Annotated in this window: 15 protein-coding genes and 1 pseudogene; 5 read left to right on the top strand and 11 right to left on the bottom strand. The window is 55.8% G+C overall.

The genetic code is table 11. From position 1 onward, the window contains the following. The 4 genes from RT340_RS03765 to RT340_RS03750 all read right to left on the bottom strand — a co-directional run. The coding region (locus RT340_RS03765) for a C45 family peptidase (protein WP_313374187.1) at positions 1-646 on the bottom strand (646 nt) is incomplete at its 3' end. Beyond that, a complete protein-coding gene (locus RT340_RS03760) occupies positions 643-1,206 on the bottom strand; it encodes a carboxymuconolactone decarboxylase family protein (RefSeq protein ID WP_211729709.1) in 564 nt (187 codons plus the stop codon). The genes RT340_RS03765 and RT340_RS03760, both read right to left, overlap by 4 nt. Then, positions 1,203-2,531, bottom strand: a complete 1,329-nt coding sequence (locus RT340_RS03755) for an aspartate aminotransferase family protein (RefSeq protein WP_211729710.1) — start codon at positions 2,529-2,531, stop codon at positions 1,203-1,205. Before RT340_RS03755 ends, RT340_RS03760 begins: the two co-directional genes overlap by 4 nt. A gap of 128 nt (positions 2,532-2,659) precedes the next feature. Then, complete coding sequence (locus tag RT340_RS03750; RefSeq protein ID WP_313374184.1) at positions 2,660-3,517, bottom strand: MurR/RpiR family transcriptional regulator; 858 nt, start codon at positions 3,515-3,517, stop codon at positions 2,660-2,662. Positions 3,518-3,713: 196 nt separating this feature from the next. On the opposite strand from RT340_RS03750, the gene RT340_RS03745 reads away from it, so the two are divergent. Further along, positions 3,714-4,352 (top strand): LysE family translocator, encoded by a 639-nt coding sequence (locus RT340_RS03745; protein ID WP_211729711.1) that lies wholly within the window; start codon positions 3,714-3,716, stop codon positions 4,350-4,352. Here RT340_RS03745 and RT340_RS03740 read toward each other — a convergent pair. The 5 genes and pseudogenes from RT340_RS03740 to RT340_RS03720 all read right to left on the bottom strand — a co-directional run bounded on the left by RT340_RS03740 (position 4,323) and on the right by RT340_RS03720 (position 10,521). Continuing rightward, entirely contained in the window at positions 4,323-5,123 is an 801-nt protein-coding gene (locus tag RT340_RS03740) for an AraC family transcriptional regulator (protein WP_211729712.1), read from the bottom strand. The two genes, RT340_RS03745 and RT340_RS03740, sit on opposite strands and share 30 nt — an antisense overlap. A 155-nt stretch (positions 5,124-5,278) precedes the next feature. Then, positions 5,279-6,079: an inositol monophosphatase family protein gene (locus RT340_RS03735; RefSeq protein WP_160834387.1), complete on the bottom strand. Its 801-nt coding sequence runs from the start codon at positions 6,077-6,079 to the stop codon at positions 5,279-5,281. A gap of 14 nt (positions 6,080-6,093) precedes the next feature. Continuing rightward, positions 6,094-7,155, bottom strand: coding sequence for an ABC transporter ATP-binding protein (locus RT340_RS03730; RefSeq protein ID WP_313374180.1), 1,062 nt, complete (start codon positions 7,153-7,155; stop codon positions 6,094-6,096). Beyond that, a pseudogene (locus RT340_RS03725) lies at positions 7,152-9,374 on the bottom strand (ABC transporter permease). The gene RT340_RS03730 and the pseudogene RT340_RS03725 overlap by 4 nt, the downstream one beginning before the upstream one ends. A 118-nt stretch (positions 9,375-9,492) precedes the next feature. Continuing rightward, the gene (locus tag RT340_RS03720; RefSeq protein WP_313374178.1) at positions 9,493-10,521 is read right to left on the bottom strand and encodes an ABC transporter substrate-binding protein; all 1,029 of its coding nucleotides are present in this window, start codon (positions 10,519-10,521) and stop codon (positions 9,493-9,495) included. Positions 10,522-10,737: 216 nt separating this feature from the next. Between RT340_RS03720 and RT340_RS03715 the strand changes: the two genes are divergently transcribed. Both RT340_RS03715 and RT340_RS03710 read left to right on the top strand, forming a co-directional pair. Then, positions 10,738-11,772 carry a LacI family DNA-binding transcriptional regulator gene (locus RT340_RS03715; RefSeq protein ID WP_313374176.1) on the top strand — a complete coding sequence of 345 codons (1,035 nt, stop codon included), beginning with the start codon at positions 10,738-10,740 and terminating at the stop codon, positions 11,770-11,772. 59 nt (positions 11,773-11,831) lie between these two features. Further along, positions 11,832-13,115, top strand: a complete 1,284-nt coding sequence (locus tag RT340_RS03710; protein ID WP_313374174.1) for a histidine-type phosphatase — start codon at positions 11,832-11,834, stop codon at positions 13,113-13,115. Here the strand turns inward: RT340_RS03710 and RT340_RS03705 are convergent. After that, positions 13,099-14,010, bottom strand: coding sequence for a LysR family transcriptional regulator (locus RT340_RS03705; RefSeq protein ID WP_313374172.1), 912 nt, complete (start codon positions 14,008-14,010; stop codon positions 13,099-13,101). The genes RT340_RS03710 and RT340_RS03705 overlap by 17 nt on opposite strands. 132 nt (positions 14,011-14,142) lie before the next feature. On the opposite strand from RT340_RS03705, the gene RT340_RS03700 reads away from it, so the two are divergent. Further along, positions 14,143-14,823 carry an SDR family NAD(P)-dependent oxidoreductase gene (locus RT340_RS03700; protein ID WP_313374170.1) on the top strand — a complete coding sequence of 227 codons (681 nt, stop codon included), beginning with the start codon at positions 14,143-14,145 and terminating at the stop codon, positions 14,821-14,823. 121 nt (positions 14,824-14,944) lie between these two features. On the opposite strand, the gene RT340_RS03695 is transcribed toward RT340_RS03700, so the two are convergent. Further along, entirely contained in the window at positions 14,945-15,868 is a 924-nt protein-coding gene (locus RT340_RS03695) for a LysR family transcriptional regulator (protein WP_211729719.1), read from the bottom strand. A 102-nt stretch (positions 15,869-15,970) separates the two neighbouring features. On the opposite strand from RT340_RS03695, the gene RT340_RS03690 reads away from it, so the two are divergent. Continuing rightward, a complete protein-coding gene (locus RT340_RS03690) occupies positions 15,971-16,792 on the top strand; it encodes an MBL fold metallo-hydrolase (RefSeq protein ID WP_211729720.1) in 822 nt (273 codons plus the stop codon).

Raw genomic sequence — 16,792 nt, 5'->3', positions numbered from 1 at the left:
GGCTATCGCCCATCTGTCCGAGCGTATGGTGGAACGATCCGGCGCGCGGTGGTGTGGTCAGGATTGCGATGGCCTCATCCAGCGTGGCCGCATTCAACGCGGCGCGGGCCAGGATTTGACGCGGCACTCCTTCCGGACGATGCAGTGCACGAATATTATTCACCGTATTCACCACGCCCTTCTCGTTTACGGCAACGGTATGACCGCAAATCGACCCCGGATAAGCAAAGCTGGCGAACGCCATCCCACTATCCGGACGGATGCTGACGATGGCACAGTCATCGCGTAATTGAGGAAAACCATCTTCATTGTGCGCGATAGTTAACACGCCATCAGCACGCTGTCCCGCCACGGTGGTACATCCATCCGAGGTTGAACGTACTAAATCGCCACGGCAGTTCCAGGCAAAAACCTCCTCAATCGGCGCCTGTAATCCTGCGGCCAGCCCTTCCAGCTCCTGCCAGATCAGCGGATAGTGCGCCTGGACCAACGCGCGCATGGCCACCGTTTGGTCGGCGTCTTTCATGGCTGTCACTGTCTGCCAGAGTGCGGTGAGCGTCAGCTTTTGATGCCAGGCTTCACGGCCAAATTCACCCAGTTGCTGACCAATTTCGAAGGCGGAACCATGGATTGCGATTTTTTTCATATTGATGCACTTTGCAAAAGAATGTCTGAAGAATCTGGAGCAGGCGTCTGTGCGCCGTTCATGATCATCGAGAGGAAGCTGTAATAACCGTTAATGCCAATCAGATCCACCACGCCCTTTTCGCCCCATAAATCGATGGCTTGTTGCCAGGAGGTGTCAGTGACTTTTTGCTGTTGATGCAGTTGCTGGCAAAAGTGGTAAATCACCCACTCATCCGGCTTTAAGTCATCGGGCAGGCGCTTCTCATTAATGGCCTGCACGGCAGCGCCGGATATGCCCTTTTCCCGGGCGATGGGCGCATGAATCGCCCACTCCACCGGCTGCGACCAGTGACGCGCCGTCATGAGAATCGCCAGTTCCGATAAGCGCTGACCGAGCGCGCTGCGATAGCGCAGGTACTCTCCCATGCGCTGCGCGTGCGCCATCAATTCCGGGCTGCGCAGTAAAGGCTCAAACGGCGGAAGCAATGCACCGCGCGGCCCATTAATGATCTCTTCTGCCAGTGGACGTTGCTGGTCGTCCCACTCGTGCTCCGCCAGCGGCGGCAAACGATTAATCATAATTTACCGGTCTCCTCACGTATCACGGTTGCCAGCGTATCCACCACAAAATCGAGCTGGCTCGGCGTAATAATAAATGGCGGAGCAATCAGGATGTGGTCGCCATACTGCCCGTCAATGGTGCCGCCCATCGGATACACCATCAGGCCACGAGCCATACAGTTGGCTTTAATGCCAGCATGTAGTTTCAGTGCAGGATCGAACGGGGTTTTGCTCTTTTTTTCGCGCACCAGTTCCACACCGGCAAATAAGCCGCGCCCACGCGTGTCGCCCACATGCGGCAATGCGCCCAGCACTTCACGCAAAGCATTTTGCAGATACGCGCCCTGCTGCTTCACCGCATCGAGCAGGTTATCGCGTTCAATCACCTGCTGGACGGCCAGTGCCGCTGAAGCCGCCGTAGCGTGGCAAATATAAGTATGACCGTGCTGGAACAGACCACTGCCCGACTGGAGTGCGGAGACGATCTTTTCGCTGGCCAGCACGGCACCAATCGGCTGATAACCGCCACCCAACCCTTTGGCGATAGTGACCAGATCCGGCACCACATCATCTTGTTCAAACGCGTGCAACGTCCCGGTGCGTCCCATACCGCACATCACCTCATCGGCGATATACAAGATGCCGTATTTATCGCACAGTGCGCGCACGCCTTTCAGATAACCTGGCGTCGGCGGAGTCGCGCCGGTGGTGGCACCCACTACCGTTTCAGCGCAGAAACCAATAATGGTTTCCGGACCGGCATCAACAATTGCTTGTTCCAGTTCATTAAGCAGACGCGTGGTGTATTGCTGCTGCGTTTCATCAGCACGAAGATCGCGGTATTCATTACAGGCTGACACGCGAATCACGTCGATCAGTAATGGGGCAAACTGGCGACGGCGCCACTCATTGCCGCCGACGGCCAATGCACCCAGCGTGTTGCCGTGATAGCTCTGCTTGCGCGCGATGAATTTGGTACGTGACGCCTGCCCGATTTCAACGAAATATTGACGCGCTAATTTCAGCGCGGTTTCCACGGCTTCCGAACCACCGGAAACGAAATAGGCGTAGTTGAGATCGCCAGGCGCCGTGCGCGTCAACTGTTCAGCGAGTTGCTCAACGGTGTTGCTGGTAAAAAAGCTGGTGTGAGCATAGGCCAGTTGGTCGATTTGACGATGCATCGCGGCTAACACATCAGGATGTGCGTGGCCTAAGCAGGAAACGGCAGCACCACCGCAGGCGTCGAGATACTGCTTTCCTTGTTTATCGAAGATGTACGCCCCTTCGGCGCGAGCAGCCACGGCGGGCGTGCTGCGCAAACTGCGGTGAATAATGTGGCTCATACTGGGTACTGCTCCTGAATACGCTACGGTGATTAAGCGCATCTTGCAGGAATCATTTGGATCACGTCAATGCAATAATGATTCACATGCATTCCATTTTCTTATGACGGATACAAATGAATCATTCCTCAGGATTTGCCAGGCACCACATAAGCTCCAGATTCAATGAGATAGCGTTCGGCATTTTCGATTTTATGCACAGCATCACGGCCATGGCGCGCCACCAGCATTGCCAGTAAGCACTCTGCCAGCCCCATGCCAGAGACCACTGAGGGGAAGAACGACGGACTGTAGATAGAGAATAACAGGGTGCAGTCGGCGGCCTGCGCCAGCGGGGAAACTGGTGAATCGGTAATCGCGATGATCTTTGCGCCTGACTGCTGCGCGGCGTGCAGCACATCCAGTGACTCGCGTGAATAAGGCGCAAAGCTGGTCAGCAGTACACAATCCTGGGCGGTGAGTTCACGAGTAAACACCTCGATATTACTGGCGAGGCCATCAATCAACGAGACCTGACGATTGAAGAGTCGGTAAACATAAAACAGTGACCAGGCAATGGGAAAACTGGCGCGAAAGCCGCAGATATAGACGTTATCAGCCGCATCGAGCAGGGTCACAGCTTGTTCCATTTCCGCCTGATTTTCGTTTTGCGTAAAGGCCAGATTGGCCTGATGCGCGCTAAACACCTCATCATACAGCTGCGGCTGTGTTCCTTTGGCGATCAGTTTTTCGGCCTTGGATACGTATGTATCATTGCGCAGGCCAATGTCATCAATGAAGGCATCTTTCAGTTCGCCCCAGCCGTTGTAGCCCAAACGCTGCGCCAGCCGCAGCAGCGTGGCAGGTTTCACACCGGCTTCAACGGCAAACGCGCGCATCGATTGCACCACCAGCTGATTGGTATTTTGCAGAGAGAACTCAGCCGCGCGCTGCAGTTCTGGTGACAGCTCACTGAACTGGCCGACAATTTTTTCCCGAAGATTCATGGCGTTTGGTCGTTGATGGCAGATGGATGCATATAAACATAATTGCGACGGCGAGAAAACCAGACGCAGAGACGATTCATCCTGGAGCGAATGCCGTGGTGCTCCGGGCGCGGTGGCGCAATTCTTTCCAATACAGTGTGATTCGTGCCGTGGTTTAATGCCGCCCACAGAAAAAAATAAGGACAGGCTTGTTGCTATGCTGCAGTTTTCAAATGGTTTTCTGCTGAGTTTATCGCTGTGCCTTGATATTGGGCTGGCCAATATCGCCATGATTACCCTCGCGATGCAGCGTGGCTATTTTCACGGTTTTTGGTTAGGGATTGGCACCTGCATTGGCGACCTGATTTATGCGGTGCTGGCGCTGGCTGGCATGGCGGTGGTGTTGCAGTTTACTGCGGTACGCTGGGTGTTGTGGATTGGCGGTGGATTATTACTACTGTGGTTCGCAGGTAAAATGTTGATCGCTGCACTGCGTAAAGATGCGGCGTTACCCCCAGCGGAGCAACAGCCTTATCGTTCGTTACTGCGAGAGTTCAGTAGGGGCGTGGTGCTGGCGATGTCATCTCCCACGGCGATTTTATGGTTTGCCAGCGTGGGCGGTGCACTGATTGCTCGCATGGGGCACGGCAGCGTCAATGCCACCTCTTCTTTCCTCGGTGGGTTCTTTATCGCGGGAGTGGTCTGGACCTGTGTGTTATGCCTGGTGGGCAGCATGGGCGGTAAGCTGTTGGGGCAGCGCCTGTTAAAATACTCCTACCTCGCCTCGGCGCTGATCTTCTGCTACTTCGCCGCCTATGTGATGGTGTCAGGCTATCGGGAGTTTGTATTGGGCTGAGGCAATTTGCTGGGCGTAATGGTGTGGTGTGGTACCCATTACTTTGCGAAAGGCGTTAATGAAGTGGCTTTGATCGTAAAAACCCAGTTGCAGCGCGGCTTCCTGCGGATGTACCCGACGGCGCAACAGTTCCCGCGCCTGCTGTAGCCGCAATTGCATATGGTATTGCAACGGTGGCAGCCCGGTGAGCTGGGTGAAACGACGCACCAGATGATACTTACTTAGCCCGGCACGTTGCGCCAGCACATCCAGTTGCGGTTTCTCGTGCAAGTGTTCACCAAGAAACTGCTTCACCTGCTCGATAATCTGCACTTCCCCCTGTTCGGCACTCTCTTTATCGTCGAGCAGTTCACCACACAGCCACAGCAGCTGTTGTTCCAGCAGTAACTCATCTCCTGTGCGCGCGGCCTGGTCGAATTCAGTGATCGCCTGAAACAACAGCGCGTCATGGAACACCCCTTCGCGCAAAGCGGGCGCAGCGGTGGTGTCAAACATTTCGGATAAGATCACCTGCGGCAAGTGGATGCTGATAAAACTCACCGGATCATTGCTGAATAAGGAGGACTGAATCGCGCTGGGATTATAAATCGTCACCTGCCCGGCAAACACGTCAGAGACTTTGCCATCGAGCCAAATCTCTTCGCGCCCGCTGAGGTTAGCGCAAATTACATATTCATTATGCAGATGACGTGGAAAGCGGCTGCCAGTGGCGTTCACGCGCGAACATTCAATGCCATTACGGCTAAACCATTCTGATGAGGAGAGCGACACGCGATTACCCGGTAAATATGGTGATGGGTTATAACAGCATCGCCAGGGTCGAATTGCAATGCTGCTGAGTTATAGCGGGCCGATTAGCTTTAGTGACCATTAAAGCGTTTGCCGGGAGCCGCTGCTGCAACGGCTTCCGGCAACGAGGATAAGGCTTAAATTCCCGCAATCCGTTTCAAATCTGCTTCCGCGCCAGGCGCCACCGCCAGCACCTGAGCGCCTTTCAGCAAACGTTCGCCTTCGGTATTGAACGGGTGATACCAGCCGCCCGCCTCTTTCACCAGGCAGTAGCCCGCCAGACAATCCCATGCGTGCATATAGGGTTCGTAATAGCCCACTACGCGCCCAGCCGCCACCCACGCCAGCATCAATGCGCCAGAGCCGATACGGATAAAGTTGCCCCCGGCCTCCAGCAATGAGGCCAGAATATTGCCAACTTCAACAGGGCTAACGTGACTGTTAGCGCCAAAGCCAGTGACATGGTTTTGTAGCGTGCGGGTTGGATCAACCTGCAAACGACGGCCATTTAACGTCGCGCCTTGCCCCAACGCCGCCACATAGCACTCCTGATAGGTTGGCGCATAGATCACCCCGATCACTGGCACACCGTCATGCAGTACCGCGACGGAGACGCACCAGTTTGGCATGCCGTTCAAAAACGGGCTGGTGCCATCAATCGGATCAACTACCCAGGTGTATCCCGATGTGCCTTCCTGCAATCCGTACTCTTCCCCCAGGAAACCGTCGTCGGCAAACTGGGCGCGAATCTGCTGATCGATCATCTGCTCGACTTCGCGGTCAGCGCGCGACACCACATCCTGAAGATCATACTTGGTCTCGACCACCAGCGTGTCGCGATGATGGAAATACTCCAGCGCCTTCTCGCCCCCTGCGCGTGCCACTTTCTCTGCCAAAATCAAACGTGCCAGCAGCGCGTCATTCACGGTGTCACTCATTATCTGTCCTTAAATTATCCGGCAATCAGGGCTAATCCCTGAGGTTTAAAATCAATCGCCACGGCAGAAGCCAGCGGCAGACGCTGCTCCATCTGCGCATCAACGATAAACAAGGAACCGAGCGGCGTGGCCACTTCATATTCGATGTGATCACCCAGCCATGTGCTGTGGGTCACTTCGCCTTGCAAGGCTCCCTGCCTATCGCTGTGCAACGTAATAAACTGCGGACGCACCGACAATTGGGCCGAGCCGGTTGGCACGCCGTTACCGCGCACGCGATAACGCAGATTTCCCAGCCGCACCAGCGCATCGTTGCCCTCCACTTGCTCGACTTCGCACGGCAGAATGTTGGCTTCCCCCATAAAATCAGCGATGAACACCGAATTCGGGGCGTGGTAAAGGCTTTCTGGTGCGCCTTGCTGGGCAATATCACCCTCTTTCATGACAATAATTTTATCAGACACCGCCAGCGCTTCTTCCTGATCGTGCGTGACATAGACTGCGGTAAAGCCAAGCCTTTGTTGTAGCTCGCGAATATCGGTGCGCACACGGCGACGCAGACGTTCATCAAGATTGGATAAGGGTTCATCCAGCAGAAGCACCTGCGGTTCCAGCACCAACGCACGCGCCACTGCAATACGCTGTTGCTGACCGCCCGAAAGCTCAGACGGCAATCGCTGGCCCTGGTTTTCCAGTCCCACCAGTTTCAATCCTTCGCGCGCCCGGTCTTGCGCTTCCCGCTTGTTCATTCCCGAGGACTGAAGCCCATACATGATGTTGTCGAGCGCGCTCATATGGGGAAACAGCGCGTAAGATTGAAACACCATTGCCACATCGCGCTCGTTGGCAGGCAAATGTGTTACGTCTTTACCGCCAATCAGAATGCGCCCGGAGGTGGGATGTTCCAGCCCCGCCAGCAAGCGCAGCGTGGTGGTCTTGCCGCAACCAGAGGGGCCCAGCAGCGTAACCAGCGTGCCAGGTTCCACCGTCAGTGACAGATCTGGTAAGGCGTTGAAGCCCGCAAAACGTTTAGTGACATGCTCAAATACCACGGAACCCGCATTGATACTGGTCATACGGTTCTCTCCTGAGTTAACGAAGTTGAAGTCGACGGCACAGCGATATCCGCGGGGCGGGCAACACGACGCAGTTTTCGCTCACCCACCAGCCACTGAAACACGCCAATGATCAGTAACATCACCACAATCAATACGGTGGAGTAAGCAATCGCCACGCCGTACTCACCGTTTTCGACCAGCCCGACAATGTAGGAGGTCGCCATATTGTATTGCGCACTGACGAGGAAGATGACGGCGCTAATGGAAGTAATAGCGCGAACGAAGGCATACACTAACGCGGCGCTGATCGCCGGTTTGAGCAACGGCAGCACCACTTTGCGCAGCGTGCGGAAACTGTTGGCACCCAGCGTCAATGAGGCTTCATCAAGGCTTTTATCCAGTTGGCTCATGGCCGCAATGCCCCCGCGCACCCCCACCGGCATATTACGAAACACAAAGCAGGCAATCAGGATGAGAGCCGTACCGGTGATCTCCAGCGGCGGCAAGTTGTACGCCATCACATAACTCACACCAATCACCGTGCCCGGAATAGCGAAACTCAGCATCAACAAGAATTCAAACGTCTGACGGCCGGCAAACTTCTGTCGCACAATCAGCCAGGCGGTGAGCAAGCCGACAATCGCGGTGAGCGGCGCGGCAATCAGCGCTATCTCAAGCGTGGTCCAGAACGAGTTCCACGCCAAGCCGGTCTACAGCAAATGCCCGTCACTGCTGCTGACACGGAAAGCTCGCACATAATGCTCGACAGTGAGGGCGTCATTTAGCCCCCATGACTGCACAAACCCACCGACGACGATCATGCCGTAAATCACCAACGTGAACAGCCCCCACGGGATCACCATGCCATACACGCCATAGCGTAATAGTCTGGGCAGTTGACCATGTTTGCCGCCGTCGCCCTTACCAGTGACGGTGGCGAAATTTTTGCCGCCCAACCACCAACGCTGCAGTACGAACGCCGCCAGGGTGAAGCTGAGTAAAATCATCGCCAGCACCGCTGCCCGACTGGGATCATTCTGCGCGCCGACTACCGAGAAGAAGATTTCGGTGGAGAGCACACCTTGACTGCCACCCAGCACCATCGGGTTACCAAAATCAGCCATGCTTTCGATAAAGCTGATCAGGAAAGCGTTGGCCAGACCGGGCGCCATTAAAGGAAGGGAAATGCGGCTGAAGGTGCGCCAGCGGTTGGCGCGCAGCGTTTGTGAGGCTTCTTCCAGTGAAGGGCTTACCCCCTCGACCACACCAATTAGCACCAGAAACGCGATAGGCGTGAATGACAGCACCTGCGCAATCCAGATGCCGGTTAAACCATACAGCCATCGTCCAGGTTCGATGCCAAACAGCGCCGCCAGATATTCCGTGACCACGCCTGAACGGCCAAACAGCAGAATCAGCGCCAGACCAATCACAAACGGCGGCGTGATAATCGGCAAAATGGTCAGCATACGCAGCGCTTTTTTACAGGGCAGCGGCGTGCGCGTGGCGGCCAGCGCAAAGGCCAGCCCCAAGAACGTAGAACCAGAAGCCGTCATCAGCGCCAGCCACAGCGTGCGCCAGGCCGTACCGCAGGTGCCTCCTTTCAAACAGGCCAGACTCCAGATTGAAGGATCCTGAATATTGCTGATCAGTCCGTCGGGTTTAAAACTGCCATCAACGTCCTGCACCGAGACCACAAACATGCTCAGCACCGGATAAAGCACAAAAATACTGACCAGCGCGGTCAGTAATACCAGGGACGCCACCACAAAGGCATCGCCTTTCAACACGCCTCGCTCGGTCAGCGCAAACGAAAACAGCAGCAAAAAGGTAGTCATCAACAGCAGTGCACCCGCGCCCATCGCCGGTTGGCCCTGCTCCAGTGCCCCGAAGCGGTTTTCCAGCCATAACCAGCTCCAGCCGCTGTAGCCGATGGCATGTCCTTCAATCACCAGAAAAATGACGCCCAGTGCGCTAAATAACAGCATCAGGCGGCTGCGCGCGCCAGAGGGAAGTAATCCACACGCGGCACAGAGCGCGAACAAGGTCAGTGCAATCGCCAGCCACGGATGTGAGCTGACCTGCCACAAGGCGGGCGCATTAGCAGGATCGCGCCACAAATTGAACAACCAGCCGCCATCAAAAAAGCCGGCTTCCAGGCTATACCACGGCAGCAAGAGTAGAGATGCCAGGCCGATCAACAGTGCGCCGGTAAGCCGACGATTATTTGCATGCATAAAACTCCTCAAGAGGGAGAGTCTGCCTCTCCGGCTCGCAGTGGAATGATGTGTTGAAAGGCGCCACGGCAAGGATAGGATCTCGCAGGATGTGGCGCGGGTTCACGCAGTCAGGCCATCACTGTGCGCTGGCACCAATCTCTTTATCCCAGCGGCTGAGCAGCGCTTTGCGCTTGGCGGAGTCGCCATAGGTTTTGAAGTCGTAATCGATCAGTTTGATGTTTTCGAAGCGCGGGGCGTATTCCGAGATTTCCGCGTTGCGATTTGACGGTAGCTGGAAGGACTTCGCTTCCTTCATATGCGACTGCGCCTCCGCACTGAGCGCCCAGTCGTACCAGACCTTGGCATTGGCCAGGTTGCGCGCCCCTTTCACTATCGACATTGAGCCAATCTCATAACCCGTGCCTTCACAGGGCGCGACGGTTTTGATCGGGAAGCCATCCACCTGCATCGCAACAGCATCATGCATGAACACGATACCAACCGTGGTTTCGCCTCGCGCGGCAGCTTTCACTGGCGCGGAGCCGGACTTGGTATATTGCGAGACGTTGGCATTGAGTTTTTTCAGGTAATCGAAGGCCTGCTCCTCTCCCATAATTTGCACCAGGGTGGCCAGTGTGTTGTAGGCGGTGCCGGAGGAGTTCGGGTTGGCGATTTGAATTTCCCCCTTAAAACCGGGATCCAGCAAATCCTTCCAGCAGAGGGGTTCTTTCAGCTTTTTATCGGCGAGTAGTTTGGTGTTATAGCCCCAGCCCAGTGCGCCAGCGTAAATTCCCACCGTGCGATAGCCCGAGTTTTCAGCCTGTTTTTGTGCCCAATCCTGCTGCTGGTCAAGCAGTGGAGATTTGTACACTTGCGTTAACCCCTCATCGGCCGCCTGCATATGCGGATCGCCGGTACCGGCCCACCAGATATCGGTACGCGGATTACGCGCTTCACTGCGTAAACGCGCATACGCTTCCCCCGCCGACAAACGCACCATACTGACTTTGATATCTGGATGGCTCTGGCTGAAGATACGTGTCATGTGTTCACACACCACCACGTCAGCGGAACAAACCATGTTGAGGTTGCCCGCCGCAGAGGCAGCGAAAGGCAGTACAGTACAAGAGAGGGATAGTGCGACGGCGATTGAGGTGGCTCGCATGGTGTTCTCCTTTGATTGTAGGGTGGTGCTTCACTGGCACCTTTTTTGCACATCTGTGCAAAGTAGTAATGAACAAAAAAACAGCTGTCAAATGGCTTGCGATGCAATTGATTGGTTGTGTCACAAAAATGCAACAAATTAGATTCTGAACGGTTTGCACAGCTTTGCAATTTGAGGCAGACTCTTTTTCAATCGATGTTTGCACAGGAGTTGAGCATGCAGAGTGAGAAAACCGTGGTCAGTGCGCAGGATGTGGCAGAACGCGCTGGCGTATCACGCTCAGCGGTATCACGCGTGTTTACACCGGGTGCCAGCGTATCCTCTGCCATGCGAGCACGTGTCATGAAAGCCGCACAGGAGTTGGGTTATCACGTTAATCATCTGGCGCGCGGCCTGGTGCGTAATCGCAGTGGGATTGTGTGTTTAGTTGTCTCCGAGATCGCTACCCCCTATCGCGCCAGCCTGGTTCGCTGGTTGACGCAGTTTCTGCAGGAAGCGGGAAAAATTGCCATGTTGATCAATACTGATCGTTCCGACAACAGCGTGTCAGCCGCATTACAGCAGGCGATCAACTTTCGTGCGGATGCCTCGATCATCCTTTCCGGCATGCCGGATCGCACCATTACCCGCCAGTGCTATCAGCATGGACAGCGCATCATTTTGATAAACCGCGATGAAGCGCTGCCCGGCTCGCTGAGCATCAACCTGGATGCACAACGTGCGGCGGCCACGGCGGTGATGGCGTTTCAGCGTGCTGGCTGTCGCCACCTCGCCTTTGCTAACTCTCTGGCGGGCACACCCAGCCTGATGAAGCGCGAAGCAGCGTTTGTTGCCGAAGCGCAGCGCGTGGGGATGGAAGTCACCATCGAACGATTTGGCTCGACCTCTTACGAAAGCGGACAAATTCTGGCGCACCGATTGCTGACTCAGCATCACCGCCCCGACGCCGTGTTTTGCGTGACCGATCTGGTTGCCTGCGGATTTATGGATGAAGCACGCCACCGCTTTGCCCTGCGCGTGCCCGAGGACCTGTGCCTGATTGGCTATGACAACATCGCGCAAGCGGGTTGGTCTTCTTACCATCTCACCACCTTTGCCCAGCCGGTTGAGCAATTTGCACGCGATGCTGTGAACTGGCTGATGCAAACCGAGGCCGATGAGACCGGCTTTACTCCGCAAACCGAGCAACAGCATGACAGCTTGCTGTACCAGGCCGATGTGGTGTGGCGTGGATCCGTGCGCGGTGCCTAAACACAGCGTTTTATCCCACCCGGTTCTGCATAAACGCCCTATTTCGTATAAGGATCACGATGAACCTTCGTAGAAATCACTTTGCCGCCAGCCTGTTGATAGCCAGTGCGTCCTGGTTTAGCGCCCTACCGGCACACGCTGAAGCGCAGTATCAGCTGGAAAAGGTCGTGGAACTAAGCCGACATGGTATTCGCCCACCCACGTCTGGCAACCGTAAGGAGATTGAAGCGGCGACTCAGCGCCCGTGGACCATCTGGACCACACACGATGGCGAGTTGACCGGGCATGGCTACGCTGCCGTGGTGAACAAGGGGCGCTGGGAAGGCGATCACTATCGTCAGTTGGGTTTATTGACGTCAGGCTGCCCACAGGCACAAGAGGTGTATGTTCGCGCCAGCCCGTTGCAACGCACCCGCGCCACTGCCCAGGCACTGGTGGATGGTGCATTTCCAGGCTGTGGCGTTACGGTGCATCACGTGGCGGGTGAGGATGATCCCCTGTTCCAGACCGAAGCGTTTCCGGCTACCGATACCGATCCCGCACAACAACTTGCCGCCGTGACCGCTACGACGGGGAATCTGGTCGCACGTCAGCAGGCGCTACAACCTGCCGTTCAGGCATTAAAAAGTGCTGTCTGTCAGCCAGGTAGCGATTGCTCGGTCTTTGACAAACCGTGGCAGATCAAGCAGAGCAAGAGCGGCAAGACCTATGTGCAGGGATTGAGTGTTCTTGCCAGCATGGTGGAGACGTTGCGTCTGGGCTGGAGTGAGAACCTGCCGGCAGATCAACTGGCCTGGGGCAATATCACCCACTCCACACAGATAACCGCTGTATTACCGCTGTTAACCGCTAATTACGACCTCAGTAACGACGTGCTGTACACGGCGAAAAAGCGTGGCTCTATTCTGCTGAATGAAATGATTCAGGGTGTTGAACAGGGTGTCAGCCCCGTTTCAGATGCCGTGCCGGATGCACGCTGGCTGCTGTTTGTCGCACATGACACTAACATCGCGATGGTGCGCACGTTGATGGGCTTCACCTGGACTTTGCCGGGCTACACGCGCGGCAACATTCCCCCCGGCAGTAGCCTGGTGTTTGAACGCTGGCGCGATAAGCAGAGCGGCAAGCGCTGGCTGCATGTTTACTTCCAGGCACAAAGCCTCGACGACCTTCGTCATCTACAGTCTGTCGATCAAGCGCATCCGCTGCTGCGAGAAGAGTGGCGAACGCCTGACTGTCGGGTCACCGAGGTGGGTACGCTGTGCCCGATGGCATCCACGTTAGCAAAATTCGGTCAGCAACTTGATCCTACCGCCATTACGCCGATCAGTTACGCGCCATAACGCAAACCTGTTTCACCACGCCGCGCAACCAGCGATGCGCGGCATCATTCTCCAGTCGAGGATGCCACATTTGTGACACTGTCATTTCCGGCGTGGCAAAGGGCAACTCAACCATCGCTAACGCCTGGCTGTGAGCGATCAATGGGTGATGTGCAACCAGCGAACGGGGCACCAGCGCCACCCAATCCGAATCGACCACCAGCGCCACAGCGGCAGAGAAAGCCGGCACAACAGCAACAACCTTGCGCTGCAATCCGGCTTGCTCGATGGCGTCATGGATCGGTCCACCCCGTTCTGCGCGACGAGACGCCACAATGTGGCCAAATCGGGCTAATTGGGTGATGTCCATCTGCTGTGTCAAAGGATGGCCCGCGCGTACCACGCCGACAAAACGATCGCGAAACAGCGCCTGCAAGCGGATTTCTGGCCCCATATTGCCGAGCACGCCAATCTCTATATCAATGCTGCCATCACGCAATTCACGATCACTTTTCTCCGGCTTTGCCACAAAGACCAACTCGACCTTCGGTGCCTGCGCGGTCACAGCAGCAATCAACGCACTGCCAAACGCTTCGACAAAGCCTTCGTTGGTGCGCAGCCTAAAACAGCGATTCAGCTGTGCTAAATCCAGCGTTTCAGCATCCGGGCTGAGCACTGCATGTGCTTCCCGCAACGTACGCTGCGTCCGTTCCCGTATCGCTTCTGCATAAGGGGTCAGCACCATCTGCCGTCCGGCTCGCACTAATAACGCATCGCCCGTCACATTGCGTAGTCGGCCCAGCGTGCGGCTCATCGCTGACTCGCTTAGGTTGAGTTTGCGAGCGGCACCCACCACGCTGCCGGTAGTGAGCAGCGCGTCGAGCGCCGTGAGTAAATTCAGATCGGTGGTGTTCATGGTCAATATCCTGCTGGATGTCGGGCGACATAACAAGGCGTTCAGTGCAGGTTATCACTGCACAAGCTGCGTGTTCCGCCTCCCCTCACTCCGCGCTAGACTTTTCTCATCGACTCCACTGAGGAACACAGGATGAAAACATTATTGATTGGCGCGTCACGCGGGTTGGGATTCGCACTGGCAGAAACCATGCTACTGCGAGGCTATCAGGTTGTGGCGACCGGGCGAGCCCATTCTACCGATAAATTTTCGCAGCTGGCTGCGCGCTATCCGCAACAGCTGACGGTAGAAACGGTGGATATTACGGACCCCGAGCAGGTTAGCGCCCTGCATCAACGTCTGGCGGACACGGAGTTTGACATGCTGTTTGTCAATGCCGGAGTAAAAAATGACGATCGGGAAACCATTGCCGACGTTTCAACCGAGGAGTTCACCCGTGTCATGGTCACCAATGCGCTCAGCCCGTTGCGTGTGATCGAAACTTTTAAAGATCGGGTCAGCGCCAGTGGCACGATTGCAGTGATGTCTTCCGGTCAGGGCAGTCTCACCAACAATACTAACGGCAACTACGAGGTGTATCGTGGCAGCAAAGCAGCGCTGAATATGTTTATGCGCAGCTTTGCCGCACGCCATCAGGATGCGCGCACCTTGCTGTTAATGGCGCCAGGCTGGGTGCAGACCGATATGGGCGGGCCGGAAGCTCGCCTGACCATCGATGAAAGCATCCCCAATCTGCTCAACACCATGGAGGCGTATGCGGGCCGCACCGGGCTGCATTATCTCGATTACCTCGGCCGCGTCGTGCCGTGGTGAAGTCAAAGGGATGAGCAGGACGCTGCAGCCCGGAGCCTGAAGTCTGAAGTCTGAGGTCTGAGCCTAAGCCTGAAGTCTCAGCCTGAAGTCTGAGCCTGAAGCCTGAATTCTGAACGCCAGACTAAATCTTCCGCTGCAGCAGACTGCACAAAGTCTCCCGCAGCCAGCGGTTTGCCGGATCGTCTTGCTGGGCGTTATGCCATAGCAAAGACAGTTCGTAGTCCGGCATCTCAACCGGCACCGGCGCAGCATTCAAGCCATAGCGTTGGCACCATGCAGGAGCCAGCCCTTGCGGCACCGTGGCGAACAGCGGCATCTGCTGGAGTAGCAGCGGTAAGCTGGAAAAGTGCGGCGTGACATAGCGTACACGTCTGGATTTACCCAGGCGCTGCAGAGCATGGTCAAGGGCACTTTCGCTGGCACCGCGATAAGACACCAGCGCATGCTGATGACCGACAAACTGAGCCAGCGTAAGGCGTTCCAGTGCAATTTGCTGGCGGCTCCACACAGTGCGAAAACCCGCCGGGCCGATTTTCTCGCGGGTTAAGTCACGACTAACTTCATTCCCAACGGTGATTACCATATCCGCCTGCTGCTGCTCCATTAACGGAATCGCCTGCCAGGGATCGGCAGCGACGACATGAATATCCACACCGGGCGCGGCAGTGGCAAGTTCCGATAACAAATCAGGCATCAACCACTGTTCCAGCCAATCGCTGATGCCAATGCGAAAACGGCGGTTATCACGCTGTGGATCAAATGCATCGGGCGTGAAGATCACCCGATGCAACCCCTGCATCAGCGGTGCGAACTGCTGCACTAATTGCTCGGCACGCGGCGTCGGTGTCATGCCGTATGACGTGCGAATAAACAGCGCATCATCGAACATTTCACGCAACCTTTTCAAAGCGGCACTCACCGCTGGCTGGCCGAGGTAAAGGCGATTGGCGGCCTGCGTGACGCTGCGTACCTCGTACATCACCATCAACACCACCAGCAGATTGAGGTCGATACGAGAGAAATCATTTTCATTGATGTTGTTCATGATTTTAATCGATTTAAATAATGTTTTCCGCCTTAGTATAGTGACTTTCAACTTACTGTCACGGACGCTGCTGAACGCGTCCTCTATCAAGTGGAGCACAGCATGAAGATTCAGGTGGGCGAGTGCCGGGTTGAAAAAATCACTGAGCAGCGCGCCGCTTTTCCGTTTGGGGGGTTGTTTAAGGCACATCGTTCTGAGATGAGTGACGCCTTTGCCGAACAGCCGGCTGAAGTGTCGATACACAGCTGGGTGGTGCGTACCGCTGAACACACTATTCTGATTGATACCGCAACCGGCAATGGGCGCAATCGGGATAACAAACCATTATTCCATCAGCTGAATACGCCTTATGTCGAAAATCTGGCACGGGCGGGCGTTGATCCTGCTGAAGTCACGCTGGTATTGATGACGCACATCCATACCGATCATGTTGGCTGGAATACGCACTGGGTGGACGGTAAGTGGCAGCCGTTGTTCCCCAACGCGCGTTATGTCTGCTCGGCGGCGGAATTGCAGCACTGTCAGGACGATCCCGCCAGTCAGGAACTGTATCGCGACAGTATCCTGCCGCTGATCGAACGCGACCAGCTGCAGACCATCAATGTGCAGGAATCTCCTCTGTTCGCCGGCGTGCTGCGCTATATTTCCACGCCGGGTCACAGCATCGATCACGCCTCGATTGTGCTGGAAAGCCAGGGTGAATATGCGATTTTCCCGGGTGATGTGATGCACCATCCGGTGCAGTTTCAACACCCGCACTGGAACTCGCTGTTCTGTGAAGATCTTCCGCTCGCCATGGCATCGCGACAACGCGTTATAGACTGGTGCCAGCAACATCAGGCAATCTGGTTCAGTTCCCATTTTCACAGCAGCTCTTTGGGCCGTGTTGCGCCTGATGGGCAATGGACTCCACTTGAGGATTGA

The sequence above is a fragment of the Pantoea sp. CTOTU50773 genome (assembly GCF_032082325.1).
In the GTDB taxonomy this organism is placed as follows: Bacteria; Pseudomonadota; Gammaproteobacteria; order Enterobacterales; family Enterobacteriaceae; genus Pantoea; species Pantoea communis.
This window is presented reverse-complemented; position numbering and strand designations above follow the sequence as displayed.

What these genes read in the sequence shown, in the direction of transcription:
- RT340_RS03710 (WP_313374174.1), top strand. Translation starts at nt 11,832, where the DNA reads ATGAACCTTCGTAGAAATCACTTTGCCGCCAGCCTGTTGATAGCCAGT.
- RT340_RS03745 (WP_211729711.1), top strand. Translation starts at nt 3,714, where the DNA reads ATGCTGCAGTTTTCAAATGGTTTTCTGCTGAGTTTATCGCTGTGCCTT.
- RT340_RS03700 (WP_313374170.1), top strand. Translation starts at nt 14,143, where the DNA reads ATGAAAACATTATTGATTGGCGCGTCACGCGGGTTGGGATTCGCACTG.
- RT340_RS03720 (WP_313374178.1), bottom strand. Translation starts at nt 10,521, where the DNA reads ATGCGAGCCACCTCAATCGCCGTCGCACTATCCCTCTCTTGTACTGTA.
- RT340_RS03760 (WP_211729709.1), bottom strand. Translation starts at nt 1,206, where the DNA reads ATGATTAATCGTTTGCCGCCGCTGGCGGAGCACGAGTGGGACGACCAG.
- RT340_RS03695 (WP_211729719.1), bottom strand. Translation starts at nt 15,868, where the DNA reads ATGAACAACATCAATGAAAATGATTTCTCTCGTATCGACCTCAATCTG.
- RT340_RS03690 (WP_211729720.1), top strand. Translation starts at nt 15,971, where the DNA reads ATGAAGATTCAGGTGGGCGAGTGCCGGGTTGAAAAAATCACTGAGCAG.
- RT340_RS03705 (WP_313374172.1), bottom strand. Translation starts at nt 14,010, where the DNA reads ATGAACACCACCGATCTGAATTTACTCACGGCGCTCGACGCGCTGCTC.
- RT340_RS03750 (WP_313374184.1), bottom strand. Translation starts at nt 3,517, where the DNA reads ATGAATCTTCGGGAAAAAATTGTCGGCCAGTTCAGTGAGCTGTCACCA.
- RT340_RS03735 (WP_160834387.1), bottom strand. Translation starts at nt 6,079, where the DNA reads ATGAGTGACACCGTGAATGACGCGCTGCTGGCACGTTTGATTTTGGCA.
- RT340_RS03730 (WP_313374180.1), bottom strand. Translation starts at nt 7,155, where the DNA reads ATGACCAGTATCAATGCGGGTTCCGTGGTATTTGAGCATGTCACTAAA.
- RT340_RS03715 (WP_313374176.1), top strand. Translation starts at nt 10,738, where the DNA reads ATGCAGAGTGAGAAAACCGTGGTCAGTGCGCAGGATGTGGCAGAACGC.
- RT340_RS03755 (WP_211729710.1), bottom strand. Translation starts at nt 2,531, where the DNA reads ATGAGCCACATTATTCACCGCAGTTTGCGCAGCACGCCCGCCGTGGCT.